At 39.0% G+C, this 20365-nt stretch carries 19 protein-coding genes; 11 read left to right on the top strand and 8 right to left on the bottom strand.

The window, feature by feature from the left end; all coding sequences use genetic code 11:
* Positions 1 to 467: 467 nt before the first annotated feature.
* Complete coding sequence (locus ABTV71_RS08695) at positions 468 to 548, bottom strand: hypothetical protein (protein WP_433903702.1); 81 nt, start codon at positions 546 to 548, stop codon at positions 468 to 470.
* Entirely contained in the window at positions 509 to 742 is a 234-nt protein-coding gene (locus ABTV71_RS08700) for a helix-turn-helix domain-containing protein (protein WP_433902930.1), read from the bottom strand. The genes ABTV71_RS08695 and ABTV71_RS08700 overlap by 40 nt, the downstream gene beginning before the upstream one ends.
* A 350-nt stretch (positions 743 to 1092) precedes the next feature.
* Here ABTV71_RS08700 and ABTV71_RS08705 point away from each other — a divergent pair, with 350 nt between their 5' ends.
* From ABTV71_RS08705 to ABTV71_RS08720, 4 genes are all read left to right on the top strand, one after another.
* The gene (locus ABTV71_RS08705) at positions 1093 to 2436 is read left to right on the top strand and encodes a MutS-related protein (RefSeq protein WP_433902931.1); all 1344 of its coding nucleotides are present in this window, start codon (positions 1093 to 1095) and stop codon (positions 2434 to 2436) included.
* Between the two features lie 382 nt (positions 2437 to 2818).
* Positions 2819 to 3007 carry a hypothetical protein gene (locus ABTV71_RS08710; RefSeq protein WP_121126005.1) on the top strand — a complete coding sequence of 63 codons (189 nt, stop codon included), beginning with the start codon at positions 2819 to 2821 and terminating at the stop codon, positions 3005 to 3007.
* A gap of 513 nt (positions 3008 to 3520) precedes the next feature.
* Positions 3521 to 4519, top strand: a complete 999-nt coding sequence (locus ABTV71_RS08715) for a hypothetical protein (RefSeq protein ID WP_147430495.1) — start codon at positions 3521 to 3523, stop codon at positions 4517 to 4519.
* A 276-nt stretch (positions 4520 to 4795) separates the two neighbouring features.
* Positions 4796 to 6382 (top strand): glycoside hydrolase family 16 protein, encoded by a 1587-nt coding sequence (locus tag ABTV71_RS08720; protein ID WP_433902932.1) that lies wholly within the window; start codon positions 4796 to 4798, stop codon positions 6380 to 6382.
* A gap of 233 nt (positions 6383 to 6615) precedes the next feature.
* On the opposite strand, the gene ABTV71_RS08725 is transcribed toward ABTV71_RS08720, so the two are convergent.
* Positions 6616 to 6927 (bottom strand): hypothetical protein, encoded by a 312-nt coding sequence (locus tag ABTV71_RS08725; RefSeq protein WP_433902933.1) that lies wholly within the window; start codon positions 6925 to 6927, stop codon positions 6616 to 6618.
* Positions 6869 to 7873 (bottom strand): hypothetical protein, encoded by a 1005-nt coding sequence (locus tag ABTV71_RS08730; protein ID WP_433902934.1) that lies wholly within the window; start codon positions 7871 to 7873, stop codon positions 6869 to 6871. Before ABTV71_RS08730 ends, ABTV71_RS08725 begins: the two co-directional genes overlap by 59 nt.
* A 131-nt stretch (positions 7874 to 8004) precedes the next feature.
* Between ABTV71_RS08730 and ABTV71_RS08735 the strand changes: the two genes are divergently transcribed.
* The 3 genes from ABTV71_RS08735 (at position 8005) to ABTV71_RS08745 (ending at position 9888) form a co-directional block, all read left to right on the top strand.
* Positions 8005 to 8571: a Crp/Fnr family transcriptional regulator gene (locus tag ABTV71_RS08735; protein WP_433902935.1), complete on the top strand. Its 567-nt coding sequence runs from the start codon at positions 8005 to 8007 to the stop codon at positions 8569 to 8571.
* 55 nt (positions 8572 to 8626) lie between these two features.
* The gene (locus ABTV71_RS08740; RefSeq protein WP_121126000.1) at positions 8627 to 9076 is read left to right on the top strand and encodes a DoxX family protein; all 450 of its coding nucleotides are present in this window, start codon (positions 8627 to 8629) and stop codon (positions 9074 to 9076) included.
* Positions 9077 to 9177: 101 nt separating this feature from the next.
* A complete protein-coding gene (locus ABTV71_RS08745) occupies positions 9178 to 9888 on the top strand; it encodes an HAD hydrolase-like protein (RefSeq protein WP_433902936.1) in 711 nt (236 codons plus the stop codon).
* Positions 9889 to 9979: 91 nt separating this feature from the next.
* Here ABTV71_RS08745 and ABTV71_RS08750 read toward each other — a convergent pair whose 3' ends face one another.
* From ABTV71_RS08750 to ABTV71_RS08760, 3 genes are all read right to left on the bottom strand, one after another.
* Positions 9980 to 12505 carry a TonB-dependent receptor domain-containing protein gene (locus tag ABTV71_RS08750; RefSeq protein WP_433902937.1) on the bottom strand — a complete coding sequence of 842 codons (2526 nt, stop codon included), beginning with the start codon at positions 12503 to 12505 and terminating at the stop codon, positions 9980 to 9982.
* Positions 12506 to 12630: 125 nt separating this feature from the next.
* Positions 12631 to 13344, bottom strand: a complete 714-nt coding sequence (locus tag ABTV71_RS08755; RefSeq protein ID WP_121125997.1) for a LytR/AlgR family response regulator transcription factor — start codon at positions 13342 to 13344, stop codon at positions 12631 to 12633.
* Positions 13334 to 14374, bottom strand: coding sequence for a sensor histidine kinase (locus tag ABTV71_RS08760; protein ID WP_433902938.1), 1041 nt, complete (start codon positions 14372 to 14374; stop codon positions 13334 to 13336). Before ABTV71_RS08760 ends, ABTV71_RS08755 begins: the two co-directional genes overlap by 11 nt.
* A gap of 233 nt (positions 14375 to 14607) precedes the next feature.
* On the opposite strand from ABTV71_RS08760, the gene ABTV71_RS08765 reads away from it, so the two are divergent.
* Genes ABTV71_RS08765 through ABTV71_RS08775 form a run of 3 tightly spaced genes read left to right on the top strand, consistent with a single transcriptional unit; the run spans position 14608 to position 17104 of the window.
* Positions 14608 to 15567: an aldo/keto reductase gene (locus ABTV71_RS08765; protein ID WP_433903703.1), complete on the top strand. Its 960-nt coding sequence runs from the start codon at positions 14608 to 14610 to the stop codon at positions 15565 to 15567.
* A gap of 29 nt (positions 15568 to 15596) precedes the next feature.
* Positions 15597 to 16082: a YdeI/OmpD-associated family protein gene (locus ABTV71_RS08770; protein WP_121125994.1), complete on the top strand. Its 486-nt coding sequence runs from the start codon at positions 15597 to 15599 to the stop codon at positions 16080 to 16082.
* Between the two features lie 38 nt (positions 16083 to 16120).
* Entirely contained in the window at positions 16121 to 17104 is a 984-nt protein-coding gene (locus ABTV71_RS08775; protein WP_433902939.1) for a Gfo/Idh/MocA family protein, read from the top strand.
* 192 nt (positions 17105 to 17296) lie between these two features.
* Here the strand turns inward: ABTV71_RS08775 and ABTV71_RS08780 are convergent, their stop codons facing one another.
* Positions 17297 to 18280, bottom strand: coding sequence for an aldo/keto reductase (locus tag ABTV71_RS08780; protein ID WP_121125992.1), 984 nt, complete (start codon positions 18278 to 18280; stop codon positions 17297 to 17299).
* 295 nt (positions 18281 to 18575) lie between these two features.
* Between ABTV71_RS08780 and ABTV71_RS08785 the strand changes: the two genes are divergently transcribed.
* The gene (locus tag ABTV71_RS08785) at positions 18576 to 20255 is read left to right on the top strand and encodes an FAD-binding dehydrogenase (protein WP_433902940.1); all 1680 of its coding nucleotides are present in this window, start codon (positions 18576 to 18578) and stop codon (positions 20253 to 20255) included.
* Positions 20256 to 20365 lie beyond the last annotated feature (110 nt).

A 20365-nucleotide genomic window follows, 5' to 3' on the forward strand; every position in this document is an offset into this window, starting at 1 on the left:
CTTTTGGAAGTGTGTCTACATATAATTGGTTATTCACTAAATATCAAGCGGATAAGCTCTACTGTATAAATGGTTATTACCAGCTTAATATCACCTACTGAAATAAAAGTGAAATAATACTATTTTTATACTGTATTAATAAGGGGTTAATAGGGTATTACCCCTGGTAAACCCCTGTTAACCCCTTGTTATATCCCTGTAATTACGATGTTACTATTGGCTTTGAGATTAATTAATTCCGGGCTTGTGTACTAGATCAAGGAGATTATGTTATTTTTCAAAATCAATGTTTAACCGGTTTAGCGAAGATGAGAAATTCTATTTTTTTTATTTTTTATTTTGTTTATACAAAGTTTTTTTCTACTTTAGTGTTGCCCATCACGGGCACTTTTCATAAAATAGGTTAATAATATGGCTAAAACACCCGGAGTACCCCATGCTATCGGGTGTTTTTTTATTAAAGGCTTTTATTTTCTGTATTCATTCGGTGTAAGTCCTCTGTGTTTTTTTAATAATTTTGAAAGATGGTTTTTGTCACTGAACTCCAATTCGTGGGCGATTCTCCAAGTCGCGTGCTACTATAACGCAGGTAAGTTTCGACCAATTTCAATCGATAAGCAAGCCGGTAATCTAGGGAGGATGTTCCGGTCTGTTGTTTGAAATACTCATCAAAATAATTTTTGGATATGCCAAAGTGTGAAGCGATCTTCCGGATTGTGGGTTTTATCTTTGTCCTTAGCATACCGCTGTATGTACGTGATGACCTTTAAAATAAAGCTTTTTGATCCTCCCGGATTTCGGATATTTCCTTTCGGATGAGGTTTGCCGTTAAATTCAAGTGAAGGGAGATGCTTTTCGGGTAATAAGGTAATCGTCTATTTTATGAAATGAACTCACGAGCGACCTGAATAACGAGTATTTTTGCAAAACTTTCATCCGAATGATCCGGAATACCGGCACGAGCATGGTAACTGTTGTTGGTATACTGAGAAGTATACAATAACTATTCTGATACAGTATTGTGAATAGTAGTGATTTTAAGTAAGTTTAAATACAAGGAACCAAAGATTACCATAAAAATTCCAAGAAAATATGTTTATTATTGACAAACAGACATTAGCAGACTTAAATGTTACGAATAATCAATATAGAGATTTGTTCGATTTGTTTGATGGTACAGTTACATTGGGCGGGCGTGATACCTTGTATTCCTATTTTCTTGATCCTCTTTCAGCTAAATCTAAGATATTGGACAGGCAGTGGATTATCCGTTATATGCAAGAAGTAGATATCACAGATATTTTGGATAAGTATATGATGCAAGACTTGGAACAATATTTATCTTTGCCACTGGAGCCGTATTCACCGACCAGGACCTCCTATTATTTAGAGCTTGTCACCACAAATTTTCTTTCAGTGGATTTTAAAAAACGCCATCTATTAATTAGACGCTCCATTCATGAAATAGCTAAAATAATAGATTATCTCAACGTATTTCTTGGTGCTGTTAAATCTGCGCATCCCACAAAAAGTTTTATCGCTGATTATTTCAACAAAATTGATCGCGTATTGGAAGATATTGATTTAGGTGAGTTTGAAAAATTACTTGAGGATAAACTTTCACTGGAACTGATGATTAAATACGATTATCTTTTTAGGAATATCAAACGGAATGCGATACGTGAAGTCTTTGCTGTCTTGTATCAGTTGGATGCCTTGTATGGTGTAGCTAAATGTACTAAAGAAAGACATCTTGTATTCCCCGATATAAAGGATCATGACCCAGGTTCCGATATGGTTCGAATTCAGGCCGGATATAATCTCTTTTTGGAAGATCCGGTTAAGAATGATATTGAAATAAAAAGTGGCGGTAACTTATGGTACCTGACGGGTGCGAATATGACGGGAAAATCTACATTGTTAAAAACAATAGGTACCTGCGTGTATTTGGCGCATATGGGTTTTCCAGTTCCTGCGGAAGCGATGGAAACAGTGCTCTTTGATGGCATATTGGCGACAATAAATTTAGGGGATAATATCAGCGCTGGAGCTAGCCATTTTTTTAATGAGGTGCTTCGCCTTAAGCACTTAGCTGAGTTGCTTGCAGCGGGTAAAAAAATTTTTGTCCTGATGGATGAGCTGTTTAAGGGAACAAATCATAACGATGCCAGTGAGGCGACGTCACAACTTATCAGCTGTCTTCGGGGATTTGAGAATAGTATATTCTTACTATCATCTCATATCACCGAAATTTCTTCTTCCCTGGAAGAAAAAGGGGCTGTAATGAAACATTTAGGCGTGAAACTGGATGAATCCAAAGGGCTCATCTTTACCTATAAACTCTTAGAAGGTGTCGCTCAAGATAAACTGGGTATGTGGCTATTGAAAAGAGAACAGGTATTTAACGTTTTACTTGCAGCCAGGTCACGGTATTAAATCGTATCGGCGGATAATGGCAATGCAGTTGATTTTACTTCTTTCCAAAGTTATTTAAAGTATACAATGGAATGGCATTGATCATCGTAAAAGCGAAAAAGGAGAAACGAGCGAAATCCGTATTAAAGCATCAAGTAAAGAATTAACCCGGCATCCGTAAAAATAAAGGTCAATAACCGAATCTAAGTTTGTTGATCTGAAAATAAGTAATATATTTTACATTATTTACTCAGGGGGTTAGAATTTTTATACCTTGATCGTGGTTGAAAACGACGAATCATAAATTATCCAAGACGAATCGTAAGCGAGAGGAGAAGGGAGGAAAGAAGCTCTTTATATTTGTATCGAAAATTACTGTAGCTGTATCCCATGTATTAATATAATGGAAATTATTAAGGCATTTATCACTTATTTGGTTACTTACGCCATTACATATTATGGTATTAAGTATTCACTTTCCGATCATTTTTTGGTCATTACGCTAAATCTTGGAATTTCGGCGTTGACTGCGGCATCCATTACTGCTTTATTGTCAACTGATCTTTTAAAAAGAAATAAAAACGAATCATAAAAAAGTCCTCTTGTTTGAAATCTGGAAAAGTTATCCAAGTAGTTGATAAGCCTGTTGTTGATCAGCTACCACCTCAACAACTGTGGTAGCCAGACAATCACCTGCGGGATACGGTAGATACGAATCGTAAATCACAGATACGGATTGTAAATAGATGGTACACAGGAGAAATAAACGAGATATATTTGGAATAGGAGATCAACACGTTACCGGTGACGGTATAGATGTTTTTCATTAGGTTAGAAAGAAGCCGTTCGGAATTCCCCGTTCCAGCGGCTTTTACTTTTTAAGAATTTGCGATTTCCATGATTATCTCTATCTTCTGCTGGTTGCCCGGGATGTTGTACGTATACTTATGATGCTGTTTTTTGTCTTATCCGTTTGTTATTCTGATTTTTATATAGGTTAGAATAGTATTTTTCTATATCTTTGATAAAGAGCCAAAAGCCTTTAGCCTTACCGCTGTATGTACGGAAATATTTTGACTTTTGGAAAGCGAGTAATTTTTGAATCATGAAACATCTTTTTGTACTGTTGCTCGGTTTGTTTTTATTGTCCAGTTGTGACAAGGAGGAAGTTGATCCTGATTCCATGGAGATCGATGGTAGTACATTATCAAAAAAATTTAAATTTATTAGTCGTTCTGTTGGTTTTTCGATAAACCAGTTCTACGTTGACCAGACCGTAGATAAAGATTTTTATTTAGGAACAGTATGGGGACTGAAAGATACTATGCCTACCGTTGGACTTGTTTCCTTGCGTAGCCACTATAAGCCGTTTAAAATCAAAATAGTACCAACCACTCCTGTTATATCCAGCGCGAAAATCGTACCTACGTTTGAAGGTGTTCGTTCATATGCCCGAAAAAATAAAAGTTCTGAGTTTACTATGTCGGGTTTTTCAGTGACAGATTTTTTTGATTATGAGTCAATTCGTTATCACCTCAATAATAGTCCTGATGTAGACAGTGTCCTAAAGCTTGTTGAACACCATGATTCAACAACCGTTATAAGAGCTTATAGCTGTTTGATGCGTAGTGAAAATATTGCATTTTCATTAATGGCACAATTCAATGAGTTTTCGTCTGCCTTTCCAAGTAAAGATGTTGTTCAACTCAGGCATGCCGGTTTTAATCCCTATTATACGAATGTTGTGAATTACGGTACTCATGTGATTATGATGGGGGAGAGTGATTTTCCGCGAGTTGATTTCAAAAACGCGCTCGATAAATTACTGAGCGGCCAACCATTGGTTGAAAAAGAGAAAACGATCCTTAATGCTTCGGATCTGTTGATCTATTTACGCGGTGGCAGAAAAGAAAGCTTTATCAGACGTGCGAATGGTCTACAAGAAATTTCAAAACTGGTAACGGAATTTAAAAAAGAGTTTGAAAAGCAAAGCAATTCATTTGATTTTCCCATAAGCTATTCACTCAGAAGTCTTGACAATTTTTCACTTTTAAAGTTTTGGTATTCCTATGATTTTCTTGTTCGAGAAGAAAAGAGTAATTAAATGCGCTAATGGGGGCTCGAAGATTTTTATTATTTGCTCTATAATCTGATGAATACCTTGGGTGTGTTTTTATTTCTGGGAACAATAGAAATCAGCTTTCCATTACGACGGATAAAACGCGTCGGGCCTCCCTGTTTGTCTGCGCTGCCAAATTGAACAAACGGTTGCGTTTTGATCAGAGTTGCCAATACTGATAATTCTCATTATTATCGTGTGGTTATAGTCTGCTCGTAAATAGATCAACTATAGCTGGTTCTTTTATAAAATCAGACAATTGTGAAAAAATATATATTTCTTGCCAGTATTCAGGTATTGTCGGCGCTAGGGCTATTGGCTCAAACGGCGAAATCGGATATACCATTACAACTATTGGCGACCCGGAGCTGGATCCGTGTGGATCTGGATGATAATCAACCGAACATGACCGGGACGAAGGTCTTTTGGGCGAAAACGAATAAGAAACCGCAGACAGCCAATGCCATATTAGCTGATGGAGCCAGACGTTACTATATTCAACAGGTAGACCCCGAAACGGCTTATTATATCTGGGTGGAATCTGCAACAGGTAAATCGTTGGCGAATGGAAAAGTGCATACGAGCAAGACATGGCAGCTTGATGATATGGAGCTAGGTGAAGTACAAAAAAATCCGAGTTCAAGAGCGGTTCCGCTTGGTATGGAAGTCTATTGGCAGGACGAGTTTAATGATCGACTTTTAAACCGGAATAAATGGACCACCAATTATTTCTCCTCATTGAATTATCTAAATGAAAAATCAAAGCAGGAGATGTTGCAGAATCAATTACCCCAGCCGGCCTATACGCTTGACGGATCCGCAATTAACCTCTATGTGAATGATACCATCCCAAAGTGCATCTTTACAGAAGGTGGAAACCAAAAGATTTCATCCATTCAGACCTATGACTGGAAAACGAATGAAAATTTGCTGGACAATAGTAAAGGTGGTTATTTTGAGGTAAAAGTACGGCGCAACCGCCAAGGTAACCCGAAAGGAACAAATACTGCATTTTGGTTCGATTCACCAGGACCGGATATTCGTTACTATCTTCAAGAGGGAGCCGAGGTTGATGGAATAAAAGGAATACGCCCAAAAGGCCAATTGTTTGAAATAGATGTGTTTAAATATATCACGGCTCAATTTGTCATCCACGGACATGTCGATACGAAAGGGGTATTTCAACGTAATCTTCCTACACATATTGCCGAAGGATATGAGCATGTAGGCCAGTGGGTTACCCATGGTGTGTTGTGGACTCCAACGAGTGTTAAACATTATATCAATGGTGATTTAATTAAAGAGTACGACGATAAAAATCAAATCTACTCACCCAACCATTTTATGAATGTGTTTTTAGGCACATACGGTTCCGAAGGTGGGGTAAATATGGAGGTCGATTATATCCGTGCCTATAACTGGCCTTTGCGTGATGGAAATGAGCTCCCTAATCCCGATTTTGAGGGAAAAGCTGGTCTCAAACCCTGGGAAGGAGAAGGTACGATTGCGGAGGATATAGGTGAAAAGGGAAGTAAGGCTCTTGTACTTGCGCAAGGGAAAAAGATAGAACAGTACATTTATCTGGACCCAGCGCAACAATTTAACCTTAGGTATTGGGGCAGAGGTGGCAGTATAGCCGTAACAGTAGACGATGTGAAGGTTGTGAGCGGAGAACTGTCGAATCTAAAGCAACAGACACTGGAGTTGGGTAAGAAAGGTAAAAAACAAGAAATTAATTTTGTGACTGGTCAGGAAATCAATCCAAATAAAAAGATAGTGCGAATAGCTTTTACGAACACAGGTAAAGAGACCATATATTTAGATAATATAACAGTAAAGAAGAAATAAAATAACTGAAACTTATCCTACCATAATTATGGAAATATGGCTCCATGTAGATGAATATCTTTTTTTAGATCTCCACTTTTTTGTTATGCCTGTTTCAAACATTGGCTTTTGGTTAAATATAGTAAAAAAAAGAATGATAAAATTAAGTAGACACGTTTTGTCTTACTTTTTCCATTAATTGTACCAAAAAAAGCAATGTACCCTTTCCAAAAGCTCTTCAATTGTGGAACTTTTTAACGGCTATTTGGATACTCCTGTATCCAATGGAAGGAGCGTTTCATTAATCCTGATTTTTGAGAATCCTGTTTGATAAGCTTAATTTTCTCAATACGGTTTTCAATAGTTTTCGTCAATAAGATATTTCCATTTCGATCGATTTCATAATCATATTGATAATTGTTCAATGTGAGTTTTTGTTGTTGGGAATCAATTAAGACAGATAGGGACAGAGGATTGTAGTCTATATCACGGACAAAGGCACGATCGTTATCCTGCTGAAAAAATGATTTGCCGCCATTCTTTTGGAATGGTTTTGATATTCTCATCGTTTTTTTCAAAATGGTAGATTCCGTAGAGCGGTGATTTTTTAAAAAAGGCGTCGATTAACTTCTGGGTGTTAAAAATCCCAATTACCTGCTGTACTCCAAAGATGGTAAGTATTAATATTTTAAAGACGATAAGTCCTTTTCTCTTCCATACTTTATTAAATAATGGTTGTTGAATGGTAAATAACAGTGCAGGTTGCCCTTTAATAAATACGGAAACCAGTGTATGTGTGGAAGGTAGCAACAAAAACAGTGAAAACAAAAACAAGGCAGTCGAAACCATCTTCACTGGAACATCGTAAAAATAGTTGATGGACATGATATTAATGCTCGTGACAAGGGTTACTAGAGCCCCCAACACAACGGTTTTCCGGAATAGAAGGAATCCCGACAATATTTCAGCTATTCCAATGAGAATATTGTAGCCTTTAGAAAAACCAATAAATGTCCATGCCTGTCCCATCGGAGTGTATTCTCCCAGTGGTTGCATCAACTGTGACAGTGAGGGCGGCTGCATCTGGAAATGCATCACTTTAATTACACCGTAGTTTATCAACATGAATGCAATATAATAACGTATTGTTGTGGTCAACCAATAATATAAGGTTTCATAGTTTTGACGCTTCAAATCAAATAAAGACCAGCTAATTGCGGCTACTGCAGCAACTATGACAAGCAAAAGTAACGATACCCAAGCATAGGAAGTATCCCCACTTCCATTGATAAAAATAGTATAATCGTACTGATATTGTAAAATGGTTTTCGCAAACCAAGGTGTGATCCAATGCATAAGATCAGTTAATGGTTTGCCGATGTATCCGAAAAGTGGAAAAGCACCATTATTGAAAACGAGTATGAATGAAAAGATGAAAACGAAAGAAAATCGGAAGAAGAATTTCTTTGATGGGGACCACGCTTTGATACTGTTTTCTGCAATAGAAGTCATAATAGAAGTTTATATTGATTAATTTAATATTTATCCATGAAATTAAGTGCTTAAATAATTAAATAGATAATAAGATCGTGGTTTCTCTTGTTTGACCAGAAGTTTTTATCTTGTTTTAAAATATGGATAGAATGGATAAAATCAAGAACTATTTTGACTCACTCATTAAGATGGAGGCGGGGGACTGGGATATTTTTTCGTCAATGCTTTCCAAGGCAGTTTTTTCGAAAAGATCATTGATTCTCGAAATGGGCAAAACGGAGCGCTATCTATCTTTTATTGAAAAGGGAATTGTTCGGTTCAATATTCCAAAATTAGATTACGATTTTACCTTTGGTTTTGCGTTTGAAAACTCTTTTGTGAGTGCCTATGATTCATTCCTGACCCAAACACCGTCGCCCTATAATCTTGAAGCGATTACAGATTGCGTCTTGTGGCGGATATCTTATGATGATCTGGATACTGTGTACAAAACGACACAGGTAGGGAATTTTATCGGACGAAAGGCAATCGAAGATATCTTTTTGAAGAAAATGAAACGTGAATTTACCTTACTCGAAGATTCAGCCAAAACGAGGTATGTCAATCTGATGCGGGAACAGCCTGAGTTAATTAATAATATCCCACTCAAATACTTGGCATCTTATATTGGGATTAGACCACAATCACTAAGCAGAATCCGGAAGGAAATTTCTTAACAATTGTTCATTGATAGGGAATAGAAAGACCCATAACTTTGAATAAAAAAAGATTATGAAACCACTTTTTGTTTTACTTACCGTATTTTTCATCAGCAATTTAGTTATACGACAGTATAAGGGCGATATGGATTATCATTTGGCTGGAAAAATAGCCCTTGCTACCACATTATTGTTTACCTCCCTTGGACACCTTATTTACACAAAGGGCATGGTGTTGATGCTTCCTGATTTTATCCCATTAAAAAAAGAAATAATTTATGTGACTGGACTATTGGAGGTCATGGGGGCCTTTGGTTTATTCATACCATCTATAAGTCGTCTTACAGGGATGCTTTTAATTGTCTTTTTTATACTGATACTACCGACAAATATATATGCGAGTATGAGGCACCTGAACTATGAAACTGCGACTTTTGATGGAAAAGGTACCGAATACCTGTGGTTTAGGATTCCATTTCAACTGCTGCTTATCGGCTGGACTTATTATTGTGTACTACGTTAATTTACGCTCCTCTTAACTTAAAGATAGCAATAAGTTAATATTGATAAGTTCAGTGTTGTTTAACAATATTTTATTTTTGCTAAACATTTAATGGTAAATAAATGAGAGAAGCGATCAAGATGGTGGTATTTGATATGGCAGGTACTACTGTAAATGAGGATAATATAGTTTACAAGACACTTCAACAGGTGATAAATCAAATTGGTGGTTATCAACTTACATTGACAGAAGTGTTGGAGCACGGAGCTGGCAAAGAAAAATTACAGGCCATTAAGACTGTACTAAAAAATTGCCTCAATATAGTTGATGGCCAATTGGCGGAGCAGATGTTCCAATCATTTTTGCAAGCACTTGAAAATGCCTATGAAGTAGCAGACATTTATCCGAATTCAAATGCGAATGAACTTTTTGCGATTTTGAAAGAGATGAATATACTTCGGGTATTAAATACGGGATATGACCGTAAAACGGCGGAATCCCTTTTGAAAAACCTTAATTGGGCTGTCGGTCGAGATATTGATGCACTGATTACAGCATCCGATGTGCCTAAAAATAGACCTTATCCGGATATGATCGATCTTGCAAGAGTAAATTTTGCAATAACAGAGCCCACAGGTGTAGTAAAAATAGGGGACTCGATTATTGATATAAAAGAAGGTCAGAATGCGGGTTGTGCTTTGAGTATTGGTATTACGACAGGGGCGCATCTTGCTGACCAGCTAAAGTCAGCTCATCCGGATTACGTGATTGATGATCTACTGGAAATTGTACCCATTATCGAAAAATACAATATACCAAGTCAGGTGGTTTAATGAAATGAAGACCGTATAAAAGAAATAAAGCAGAAAGAGACCATCCAATCGGTCTCTTTCTGCTTTAATATGTCAAACTAAATGTAAGTGTCTATTGCATTTGTATACCTTCCATGGAATTTTGGTTTTTGTTTTTCTTGAACATATTCATGTCCATTTTGCCAAAACGATAGGAAAGGTTCAATTTGACAAGCTGCGGATTGGAGAGGCGATAATAGTCTTGGTAGAAACCATCCCCTGAAGAGACTATGGTATTGCCGCGGGTCCTAAAAATATCGTTTACAGCCAATGTCACGGAAGCAGCCTGATTTTTCAGGAAACTTTTCTTGATGGCAAAATCAATTCCATAAAAAGGCTTTATGTATCCCTGAGAGGAACTTTGAGCCTGATTCATCGGCGGACCAAAGGTTTGATTTTGTGTGACCGGCATATTTGTTTTCCCTTGATATTCAAACGCGAGCTGAAGGTTCCAATTCTTTTTTAGATTGAATGTATTATTTAATTTTCCAAATACAGTCCACATACCTTCCGATGGTGTCTTGTCATCTATTTCAATTTTTGAATTATAGAAATTGAGGTCTGCAGTCAGATCCCACCATTTTTTTAGGTTATTCGTGTACGTAAACTCTGCCCCATAGTTTTTGCTGGAATTTGCATTAATATATGTATTGATAAAATCCATTTTATCGGTAATGGGATTGAGTTCCTGAGTTAGGTAACGGGTGATCAGGTTCGTGGTTTTTTTGTAATAAACCGAAGCCAAGAAGGTACCTTTGCCATGTGTCCGGCTATAGGATAATTCGCCTGAAGTTGTAAACTCCGGGACGAGGTCCGGATTACCACGTGTAATATTTAAGCTGTCCGTATAGTCAACAAATGGAATTAACTGAAAGAAGTTGGGACGATTCACACGACGGGTGACACTCATCTGTAGCTGATCTTTCTCGGTCAGTTTCTTGCTAAGGAATAGGGAAGGAAAGAGACTAAGCGGGTATTTATTGTGGAATTTTTGGTTTGTGTTGATTAATTCACCGTCATAGGTGGAATTTTCTACACGCATACCGACTTTATAAGATACCCAATCTCTGAGGTCGCCACCAAGTGAAGCATAAGCCGCATAGACCGTATTCTTGTTATCGTAATTGGCTGACGCAGCGCTGATATCCTCGTAATCATCTTTATCGCGGGCTTTAAGGCTGTTGTTATTCAGGTTTTTGAGTTTGTTGATCTGCGCGCGAACCCCCGTCTCAAGTTTCATCCCATTTTTAAATGGTTTAACATAATCTGCCTGTACGGTCATAAATTTATTGTCACCAGATCCAATGTTCTTTTGGATCTGTGAACCAATGATTTCACTGTTATCTAAATAATTGGTGGTGTAAGTACCATGAGAATTGTTTGTTCCACCGAAATAATTAAAGTCCGCGGTCAATTCTTCACCCTCGGTTTTGAATTTCTGAACAAGGCCTGCCTGTAAACCTCTAGGTTTGAAACTACGTTCGGATTCGGAAATTCTATTGCTATTGCCTTGCGTTTCCGTCGTTATCATCGTGTTTTCATTGGGGCGAAATTTGCCTTCGACAAAGATTCCTGCAACGGATACTGTCGTGCGTTGACTAAGGTCATAGTCTACCCCGAGCCTTCCAAAGCTGATCATTCCCTTTGTTTTACCTTCGATATCCTGATTAACCTCAGAATTAACGCCACCAATTGTGCTGTTCCGATAGCTATCACCTTCGGTATTTGTCCGCATACGCATATTCATTCCCGTAAGGGATATATTGAATTTGTTTTGACGCAAATTGAGACTCCCCATAAAATTGGTCCCGCCAAAGCGATCTGCTCCAAGAGTAACCATACCGTTGTAACCTGTTTTTTTATTCTTTTTCAGAATAATATTTAAAATTCCGGCCATACTCCCCGAAGCATCATATTTGGCAGAAGGATTGGTGATGATTTCGATCTTTTCGATGACGTCAGCAGGTATTTGGTCTGGGGTTAATGTTGTGGGTTTGCCATCTACAAAAATAGTCGGTGCAGCATTCCGGAGCTTGACATTCCCATCAATATCAACTTGTACAGAAGGCATATTGCGCATAACATCGATGGCAGTACCACCCGCTGCTACGATATTCTTTTCTACATTGTATACTTTTTTGTCGATATCCATTTCAAGTAAAGCTTTACGACCAGTGACCGTTACTTCGTCTAGCTTTCGATTATCATTTTCCAATGTGATAGCACCAAGATCTTTATCCAAAACTTTGCTATCAGATCCATACTCGACCACAATATCTTTAGGGCTGTAACCTACCGAGCTTATTTTTAACTTCCATTTGTCTTTGGTGGATAGTGCCGTAAAACTAAATTTTCCATTTTCAAGCGAACTCGTGCTTTTGAATAAGATTTCCCGCTCTTTGCCTGAAGACTGATCATGGATCACCCGTAGTAGATTGACAGAAGCCTGTGCGATTGGTTTGCCCTGAAGGTCTATCAGTTGACCGGAAAGTTTGCCTTCAGCGACGGAGAAACTACCTGGACGGCTACCGGGAACTGTTTGGGCATGTAAAGAGGCAACCGCAGTTGCCAGTAAGAGTGCTGCTATAATTTTTTTCATTTTTTCTTTGCTATACGGATCAATAGCTGGTGTTGGACAAATTGACCCCAAGCAAATTTGTAAATGATTTTTATTTTACACAATCATCTGTAGACCGATGGGCTGAATGTGTAGACCAATGGCTGTTATCCTTTGTTCGCTGACCCTTTTGTCTGGAACTGCTCTATATTTTTGACATATTTTCTGCCAATTGGTAGTGCAACTTCAGGTAAGGTAAGTTTTGCCGGTGTGCAATGTTCGATTCTGGCTTTGTTGACAATAAAAGAATTGTGTATGCGTAGGAAATCGCTTGCTGGCAATAGCTTTTCCATACCACGTAAATTACTTCGGGTTAGGAGTGGGGTCTGCCGGTCAACCAAATAGATTTTTACGTAATCTTTTAAACCTTCGATATAGCTGATTTCGTGGTGATAAATCTTGGTTTTTTTATATTCCACATGCACGACAATATGGTCTTTTTCGACAAGGTGTTTGTTCCGTAGTGTCATGATATCCGCTACTTTTCGAACCGCAGCCGTGAGCCGTTCTTTTGAAATAGGCTTCAAAAGATAATCTACTGCATTTAATTCAAATCCCTCAACAGCATATTGATGGTAGGCAGTTGTAAATATGATTAACGGTGGATCTTCGAGATCCCTGACAAATTGTGTTCCTAGTTTTTCCGGCATCTGGATGTCCAGAAAAATGAGATCTACCGAATGATTCTTCAGGTAGTTAACAACGTCTACAGGAGCATGGAATTTCTGTAGAATTTCGATTTGGTCAAAACTTAACAGATCATCCTCCAGCAAATTAAGGGCGAATGGTTCGTCGTCAATGAGTATACATTTAATCTTCATCTGTCATTAGTCTGAGTGCAACTTCAAAATAGTCGTCTGCTGTTCTTTTGATCGTGAGTTCATGGCGATTGGGATAAAGCAACTGTAATCGTCGTTTTACATTTGTCAATCCGATCCCTTCATTTGGCTGGTGCTCGGTATATTGTAATATTTTATTAACTGATTTAAAAACAAGCCCACCCGGAATATCTATGAATTGAAACAGTATGTAGGGGCTGTTTTTGCTATCCACCCCATATTTGAAGGCATTTTCTACAAAATGAATAAATAATAAAGGCGGGATCATTCTATTCTTGACGCTACTTTCGATTTGTAGATCAACTTCACCTGCGATGGGAAGCCTTAATGTCTGCAAAGCAATGAAATTACGCATATGATCAATTTCTTTGAAAAGTTCGACCTTCGGTCCATCAACTTCATAAAGTATGTAGCGCAGCATTTCGGAGAGCTTGACTATTGTCCCTTCGGAGTCAGGAGATTGCTTGCGGATCAGCCAGCGAATATTGTTGAGCGTGTTGAATAAAAAATGTGGACTAATTTGCAGTTTCAAAATAGTCAGTTCAGCTGTTGTCTTCTCTAATGCAATTTGCTTATTAAGTTCTTTCTGTCTCGCTTGTTCATTATAAAGAAAGATCATGGACGAAGTGATCATACATAGAGAGTAGATAATACCTGGACCTACTACAAGTCGCACAAATAGGATATTCTCTTTTTTAAAATGTGCTAATTCTCCGTTTGGGTTGAAATAAACGATGGCATAATTGAGCAGGACGTAGGCCACAAAACCTAGTGCGATGAATAGGATAAAAATCTTTCGGTGACCAAAGAAGTACTTCGGTGCAACAACATAACAATGCAGATAAAAGTTACTCGCCAGGAAGACGATATTGCTGAGATGTGATAGCGCTGAGTAGATTTTGAAATCAGCGATTTTATCGGGCTGATAGAGATAAGTAATAAAAGGGAGTAATAGCAGGATGGTCCATATCACTAGGTGTAAATAGAATTTTCTTAAGAATTTACTGATCATGATGTGCTCTTCAAGTTGTGCTATTATTGGAATGTAATCAAAAGTATAAAAATATTTGCGATAGTAATACGATATCGATGGCAGGGAATGGTATAAATTTTAGTTTAAATTGTTATGTCTCGAAATATTTCGGGACATTGGTTATTGCGTTTGCATAAACTCTTCAAAATAGTTTTGTATTTTGCATACATAAACTTGACAACGTGACATTCAATCCAAACCGATATAATTTAATGCCTTATAGGCGATGTGGAAAAAGTGGTATCCAGCTTCCGGCTATTTCCCTTGGTCTGTGGCAAAATTTTGGTGATATCGATCAAAAAGAAGTGTTTAGGCAGACGCTACGTACGGCTTTTGACAATGGTATCACACATTTTGACCTCGCCAATAATTATGGTCCACCTCCCGGTAGCGCGGAGCGAAATTTTGGTGCTATGTTGAGCTCAGATTTTGTTGGACATCGGGACGAACTTTTGTTGTCGACCAAAGCGGGATACACCATGTGGGATGGACCCTATGGCGATTGGGGAAGCCGTAAATATTTAATGGCAAGCTTACATCAGAGCTTAAAGCGCCTAAAACTTGATTACATTGATATTTTCTATCATCATCGACCTGACCCGCAGACGCCTTTGGAAGAAACGATGACTGCCTTAAGTGATATTGTACGACAGGGAAAAGCCCTGTATGTCGGTCTATCAAACTATCCTGCGGATTTAGCGAGGAGGGCAATTGCACTATTACATGATCTGAGATGTCCTTGTCTGATCCATCAACCCAAGTATTCCATGTTGGTGCGTAAGCCAGAGGATGGACTGTTGGACGTGTTGGATGAAGAAGGGGTAGGAGTTATTGCTTTCTCTCCCTTGGCACAGGGATTACTGACCAATAAATATTTACAAGGCAATATTCCGACAGGTTCTCGAGCTTCAAAAGAACATTTCTTGAAGAGTACCACTATTACATCTGACCTGATCACAAAATTATCTGCTTTGGATGAAATCGCATTGCAACGAGGCCAATCACTGGCGCAGATGGCTATTGCATGGCTATTAAAGGATGAACGCCTGACTTCGGTTTTGGTCGGAGCGAGAAACAGTGAACAACTGACGGATTCGTTAAAGTCGCTTGATAATTTGAGCTTTAGCATAGAGGAACTCAACCGGATAGCGCATATACTTGATGTAGCTTAATTTCTAACGAATGATAAATAGCAATGTATATGTCGGTCTTTAAAGCCAAATTGGAGATAATAGGAATCAATCCTTTTGTTTTTGTGCCTGATGAAATTTTACATAATCTCTTCGCCGAAGCTGGAGTGGATAAGGGATATATCCCTATCAGTGGGAAGGTAAATGGTAAAGATTATAATCAGACCCTATTACGGTATAAGGGCGAGTGGCGATTGTATATCAACACCCAAATGTTGCCAAATTCACCTAAACGAATCGGTGAAATATTGGAATTATCTGTTGTTTTTGATCCGGAAGACCGAAGTCTGCTCCCGCATCCCGAACTAGAGCAGGCATTATTAGAAAATGAAGAAGCTAAAACAGTCTTTGACCGTTTGGCACCATCCAAAAGAAAGGAGATTATCCGTTATATTTCTTTTCTAAAGACCGATGACAGCCGACGTAAAAATATTGAAAAGGCAATTGGATTTTTGCTTGGTAAAAATGCGTTTATCGGGCGCCTGAAACCGGAATAAAAATTTTTGTTGGGGGATTAGTTCAAAAAATAAATAAAATGGAAGATGCAAAGGTAAGGTGGGGAATCATAGGGTGCGGTGATGTGACAGAGAAAAAAAGCGGTCCCGCGTTTAATAAAGTTAAAGATAGTAGATTATTGGCTGTAATGCGGAGAGATACCGCTAAAGCTGCCGATTATGCCCATAGACACCAAGTTCCGCATTGGTATTCGAAGGTCGAAGACTTGTTGGACAATCCGGCATTGAATGCTATTTATATTGCGACTCCACCGTCTTCGCATTTTGACTATGCATTGAAGGCGCTAGCAGCCGGAAAAGATGTTTATATCGAGAAACCGGTTACCTTAAATGCACATGAAGCAAGACTGCTTTTGGATGTTGTCAGGAAGAATAATGGCAAGCTTGTCGTTGCGCATTATCGAAGACAGTTACCGCTATTTCTCAAAGTAAAAGAGTTGCTGGACACAGGGCGGGTAGGAACAGTTCGTACTGTCCAGCTCCGGTTATGGCAGAGTCGGTCGCCGGATTTAGTGACCAAGGGGGCGGCAGACTGGCGCACAGACCCAACAATATCCGGAGGTGGATATTTTTTTGATCTTGCACCACATCAATTGGATCTGATGTTGTATTTTTTTGGCTTACCGATTTCTTTTGAAGGATTTAGCCAGATTCAGGATGCAGCCTCTGCTGTCGCAGATCAAACAACTGGAACTATATTATTTGAGCATCAAGTTGTTTTTAATGGAAGCTGGTGTTTTAATGTCAGGCAAGAAGATCAGGTAGATCACTGTGAGATCATAGGTAGCCGCGGGAAGATTACCTTTTCCATATTTGGCAATTCGGTAGCCGTTCAATCTGATGATGAAGAGAATGAATTTGTGTTTGAGCATCCTGAGCATATACAATATCCCATGATCGCTAGTACAGTGGCTTTCTTTGAGGGGAATGGTCCAAATCCTGCATCTATGGAGGAAGCAGTGACTTTAATGGAGATTATTGATTGTTTTGCCAAAATAAAATAAGTGACCAGTGACGGGCCGGCGATAGATTTCAATGCTTATAGGTATCAATTCCGATGCTATGGCTGGTCAAAATGAAAACTAGTGGTAGGCAGTCTTTAATCAAATGACAGTTACAATAGCAAATTTTCAACTCTTATAACAGTACAGCACTGAAGTGGAGTACTGTCATAAGAGTTTTTTTATGCCTAAAATTTAAATCTTGGCCAAGGCGCCATTGATAAATGATAGCTCATCTATCGTGAGATCGATTGCTGTAGCTTCTGCATTTGCAATAGCCTGGTCAGCGTTTCGCGCTCCAGCTAATACAACGGTTATAGCAGGTTGCAAGCTTGTCCACCGCAGTACCAATTGTGAGAGCGTAACGCCTTTATCAGCTGCCACTGGACTGATGGTATCTAAGAAGGTTTGTACTTTTTTGAGATCAAATTGCTGAAAGTAGCCGTTACGGTGATCATTTTCTTTCAATTTACCTTCACTAAAGTATTTACCTGTAAGTAGGCCACGTTCCATTGGGCTATAAACAATGATGCTCAAATCATGCTGTTGTGCATAAGGTACAAGATCTTGCTCAATGCCACGGTTTAGCATACTGTAACCGACCTGATTGCTTGCGATCTGGATTGAATTCTGAGCTTCCGAAACTTGCTCAACACTATAATTGCTTACACCCGCTGCACGAATTTTTCCTTGTTGCAAAAGTAAATCTAAGGCTTCCATTGTTTCAGCAATGGGTGTAGTATTATCTGGCCAATGGATTTGCAATAAGTCTATATAGTCCGATTGCAGGCGTTTTAGGCTGTTTTCGACTTCTTTAATCACACTGGCCTTTGAGGCATATTTGTAAACAGGGATAGTTTTGCCATTTTCCTCGGCATCAAAGAAAAATTCACCTTTACCCTGATTACTTCCGTCCCATAGTAAACCAAATTTGGTCAACAACTGAATTTTAGACCTATCGTAACCTTTTATCGCTTCGCCTATCATCTCCTCACTTAAACCGAAGCCATAGAAAGGAGCTGTATCTAGCGTAGTAACTCCATGATCAATAGAAGCTCGTACCGATTCGATAGAGTCTTTTTTCTCATTACCACCCCACATATTTCCTCCAATGGCGAAAGCACCATAGGTGATTACTGAAAGTTCCAAATCTGTTCTTCCTAATTTTCTGTATTCCATATTTTGTTATTTTAATCTTTACTGCCCTCTGAATATTTTAATCAAATCAAAAGGGGCGACTTGCTCAATACGATGATTCCAAGGATTGATAGTGCAAAGGTAGAATAGTAATTTCTATCATTAAAATAAGTTAAATTACAATTGTATATAATTTTAATTATAGATTGACCTTCTTTTTACAGCTTGAATTTTATTTCTCTTTGTACATCAAAAGAGAAACAGGTAAATTTAGGGGAGACAAAAGTGAACTAACTGCACGAAACCGTAAAGAATATAGAACATTGATATATAGCGTATGCGGATAGAAGAAGAATTTAAACCTGATGCTATCATTATCGGGACTGGTCTGGCAGGATTAACTGCGGCAATGGAAATTACCAATGTAGGAAAGAAAGTACTTCTATTGGATCAAGAGACCGAAAGAAATATCGGGGGACAGGCATTTTGGTCTTTTGGCGGTCTATTTTTTATCAATTCACCACAACAACGTCGTATGGGGATCAAAGATTCTTTGGAGCTGGCGCAGCAAGATTGGTTCGGTACCGCAGGTTTTGATCGGGCAGCTGATTACTGGCCCCGTCAATGGGCCGATGCCTACTTGAAATTCGCGGCCGGTGAGAAATACGCGTATGTAACGAAGCTAGGTATTAAATTCATGTTTATGGTAGGCTGGGCTGAGCGTGGAGATGGCCGTGCTTCCGGTCACGGAAATTCGGTTCCCAGATTTCATGTAAGTTGGGGTACTGGAACAGGAGTCGTTAAACCCTTTATTGAAAAGGCCTATACTGCGGAACAAAATGGACTCTTGCAATTTAAATTTAGGCATCGTGTTACCAGGTTGATTATGGAAAATGATGCGATAAAAGGGGTATTTGGTGATATTTTAGAAGATGATGATAAGGAAAGGGGGGCTGCGACCAATAGAAATGTCATTGACACCTTCGAATATCATGCGCCGCACGTTGTCGTTGCTTCGGGCGGGCTTGGCGCCAATCACGAACTTGTACGAAAGAACTGGCCTGAATGGCTGGGTACAGCTCCATCCGCGATGATCTCTGGAGTTCCCGCATATGTAGACGGAAAGATGATTGCGGTCGCTGAACAGATCGGCGCCCACACGATCAATAAAGATCGCATGTGGCATTATACCGAAGGTATCCAGAACTGGAATCCGATTTGGCCCAATCATGGTATACGTATTTTACCTGGTCCTTCCTCTCTTTGGTTCGATGCGAAAGGTAATAGACTTCCGGCGCCTTTTTTACCGGGATTTGACACCTTGGGTACGCTAAAGCATATACAACATAGTGGTTATTCGTATTCCTGGTTTATTTTGACACAGAAAATCATTAAAAAAGAATTTGCGCTTTCCGGCTCCGAACAAAATCCAGATATCACTAATAGGGATTATAAACTCTTCCTCCAACGGATTTTCGGTGCCAAGGCGCCTGGACCGGTTGAGGCATTTAAGGAGCACGGGGTGGATTTTATCGTTTCGGACACATTATCGGAGCTGGTACGAAGAATGAATCTCCTTTCCGGAGATGATCTGTTAAATTATGAATTTATTGAATCACAGATCCTGGCAAGAGACCGTGAATTGGATAACAAATTTACGAAAGACACCCAGGTCAATTATATCCGTAGTACGCGAAAATATCTCGGCGATAGGCTAGGAAGAGTTGCTTCTCCACATAAGATATTGGATCCGAGGAATGGACCATTGATTGCTGTACGGCTACATGTGCTGACACGTAAGACGCTGGGCGGGATTAAGACGAACCTTGATGCACAGGTTCTGACAGTAGAGGACCAAATTATCGAAGGACTGTATGCTGCCGGAGAGGTGGCTGGTTTTGGAGGCGGAGGCATGCACGGATACAGAGCATTGGAAGGGACATTTTTGGGCGGTTGCATTTTTTCGGGCATGAAAGCTGGAAGGCACATCGCGGGAAGACCGGCGGCTACTTTCTGAAAATGTAAAACTCATTTCAATGGAAAGAGAATTTCCTTATTTTTCCTGATCTTCATGATTAAATGTTATATTAGTTATCTGTAGGGAAAGTGCTGCATGAGTCGTCTTTA

It is taken from the genome of Sphingobacterium puteale (assembly GCF_050986225.1).
Classification (GTDB): Bacteria; Bacteroidota; Bacteroidia; order Sphingobacteriales; family Sphingobacteriaceae; genus Sphingobacterium; species Sphingobacterium puteale.

Excerpts from the sequence above, each read along its gene's own strand:
- ABTV71_RS08730 (WP_433902934.1), bottom strand. The coding sequence starts at position 7,873 with ATGACTTCTATTGCAGAAAACAGTATCAAAGCGTGGTCCCCATCAAAG.
- ABTV71_RS08750 (WP_433902937.1), bottom strand. The coding sequence starts at position 12,505 with ATGAAAAAAATTATAGCAGCACTCTTACTGGCAACTGCGGTTGCCTCT.
- ABTV71_RS08745 (WP_433902936.1), top strand. The coding sequence starts at position 9,178 with ATGAGAGAAGCGATCAAGATGGTGGTATTTGATATGGCAGGTACTACT.
- ABTV71_RS08765 (WP_433903703.1), top strand. The coding sequence starts at position 14,608 with ATGCCTTATAGGCGATGTGGAAAAAGTGGTATCCAGCTTCCGGCTATT.
- ABTV71_RS08700 (WP_433902930.1), bottom strand. The coding sequence starts at position 742 with ATGCTAAGGACAAAGATAAAACCCACAATCCGGAAGATCGCTTCACAC.
- ABTV71_RS08710 (WP_121126005.1), top strand. The coding sequence starts at position 2,819 with ATGGAAATTATTAAGGCATTTATCACTTATTTGGTTACTTACGCCATT.
- ABTV71_RS08775 (WP_433902939.1), top strand. The coding sequence starts at position 16,121 with ATGGAAGATGCAAAGGTAAGGTGGGGAATCATAGGGTGCGGTGATGTG.
- ABTV71_RS08735 (WP_433902935.1), top strand. The coding sequence starts at position 8,005 with ATGGATAAAATCAAGAACTATTTTGACTCACTCATTAAGATGGAGGCG.
- ABTV71_RS08755 (WP_121125997.1), bottom strand. The coding sequence starts at position 13,344 with ATGAAGATTAAATGTATACTCATTGACGACGAACCATTCGCCCTTAAT.
- ABTV71_RS08760 (WP_433902938.1), bottom strand. The coding sequence starts at position 14,374 with ATGATCAGTAAATTCTTAAGAAAATTCTATTTACACCTAGTGATATGG.
- ABTV71_RS08725 (WP_433902933.1), bottom strand. The coding sequence starts at position 6,927 with ATGAGAATATCAAAACCATTCCAAAAGAATGGCGGCAAATCATTTTTT.
- ABTV71_RS08770 (WP_121125994.1), top strand. The coding sequence starts at position 15,597 with ATGTCGGTCTTTAAAGCCAAATTGGAGATAATAGGAATCAATCCTTTT.
- ABTV71_RS08740 (WP_121126000.1), top strand. The coding sequence starts at position 8,627 with ATGAAACCACTTTTTGTTTTACTTACCGTATTTTTCATCAGCAATTTA.
- ABTV71_RS08705 (WP_433902931.1), top strand. The coding sequence starts at position 1,093 with ATGTTTATTATTGACAAACAGACATTAGCAGACTTAAATGTTACGAAT.
- ABTV71_RS08785 (WP_433902940.1), top strand. The coding sequence starts at position 18,576 with ATGCGGATAGAAGAAGAATTTAAACCTGATGCTATCATTATCGGGACT.
- ABTV71_RS08780 (WP_121125992.1), bottom strand. The coding sequence starts at position 18,280 with ATGGAATACAGAAAATTAGGAAGAACAGATTTGGAACTTTCAGTAATC.
- ABTV71_RS08715 (WP_147430495.1), top strand. The coding sequence starts at position 3,521 with ATGAAACATCTTTTTGTACTGTTGCTCGGTTTGTTTTTATTGTCCAGT.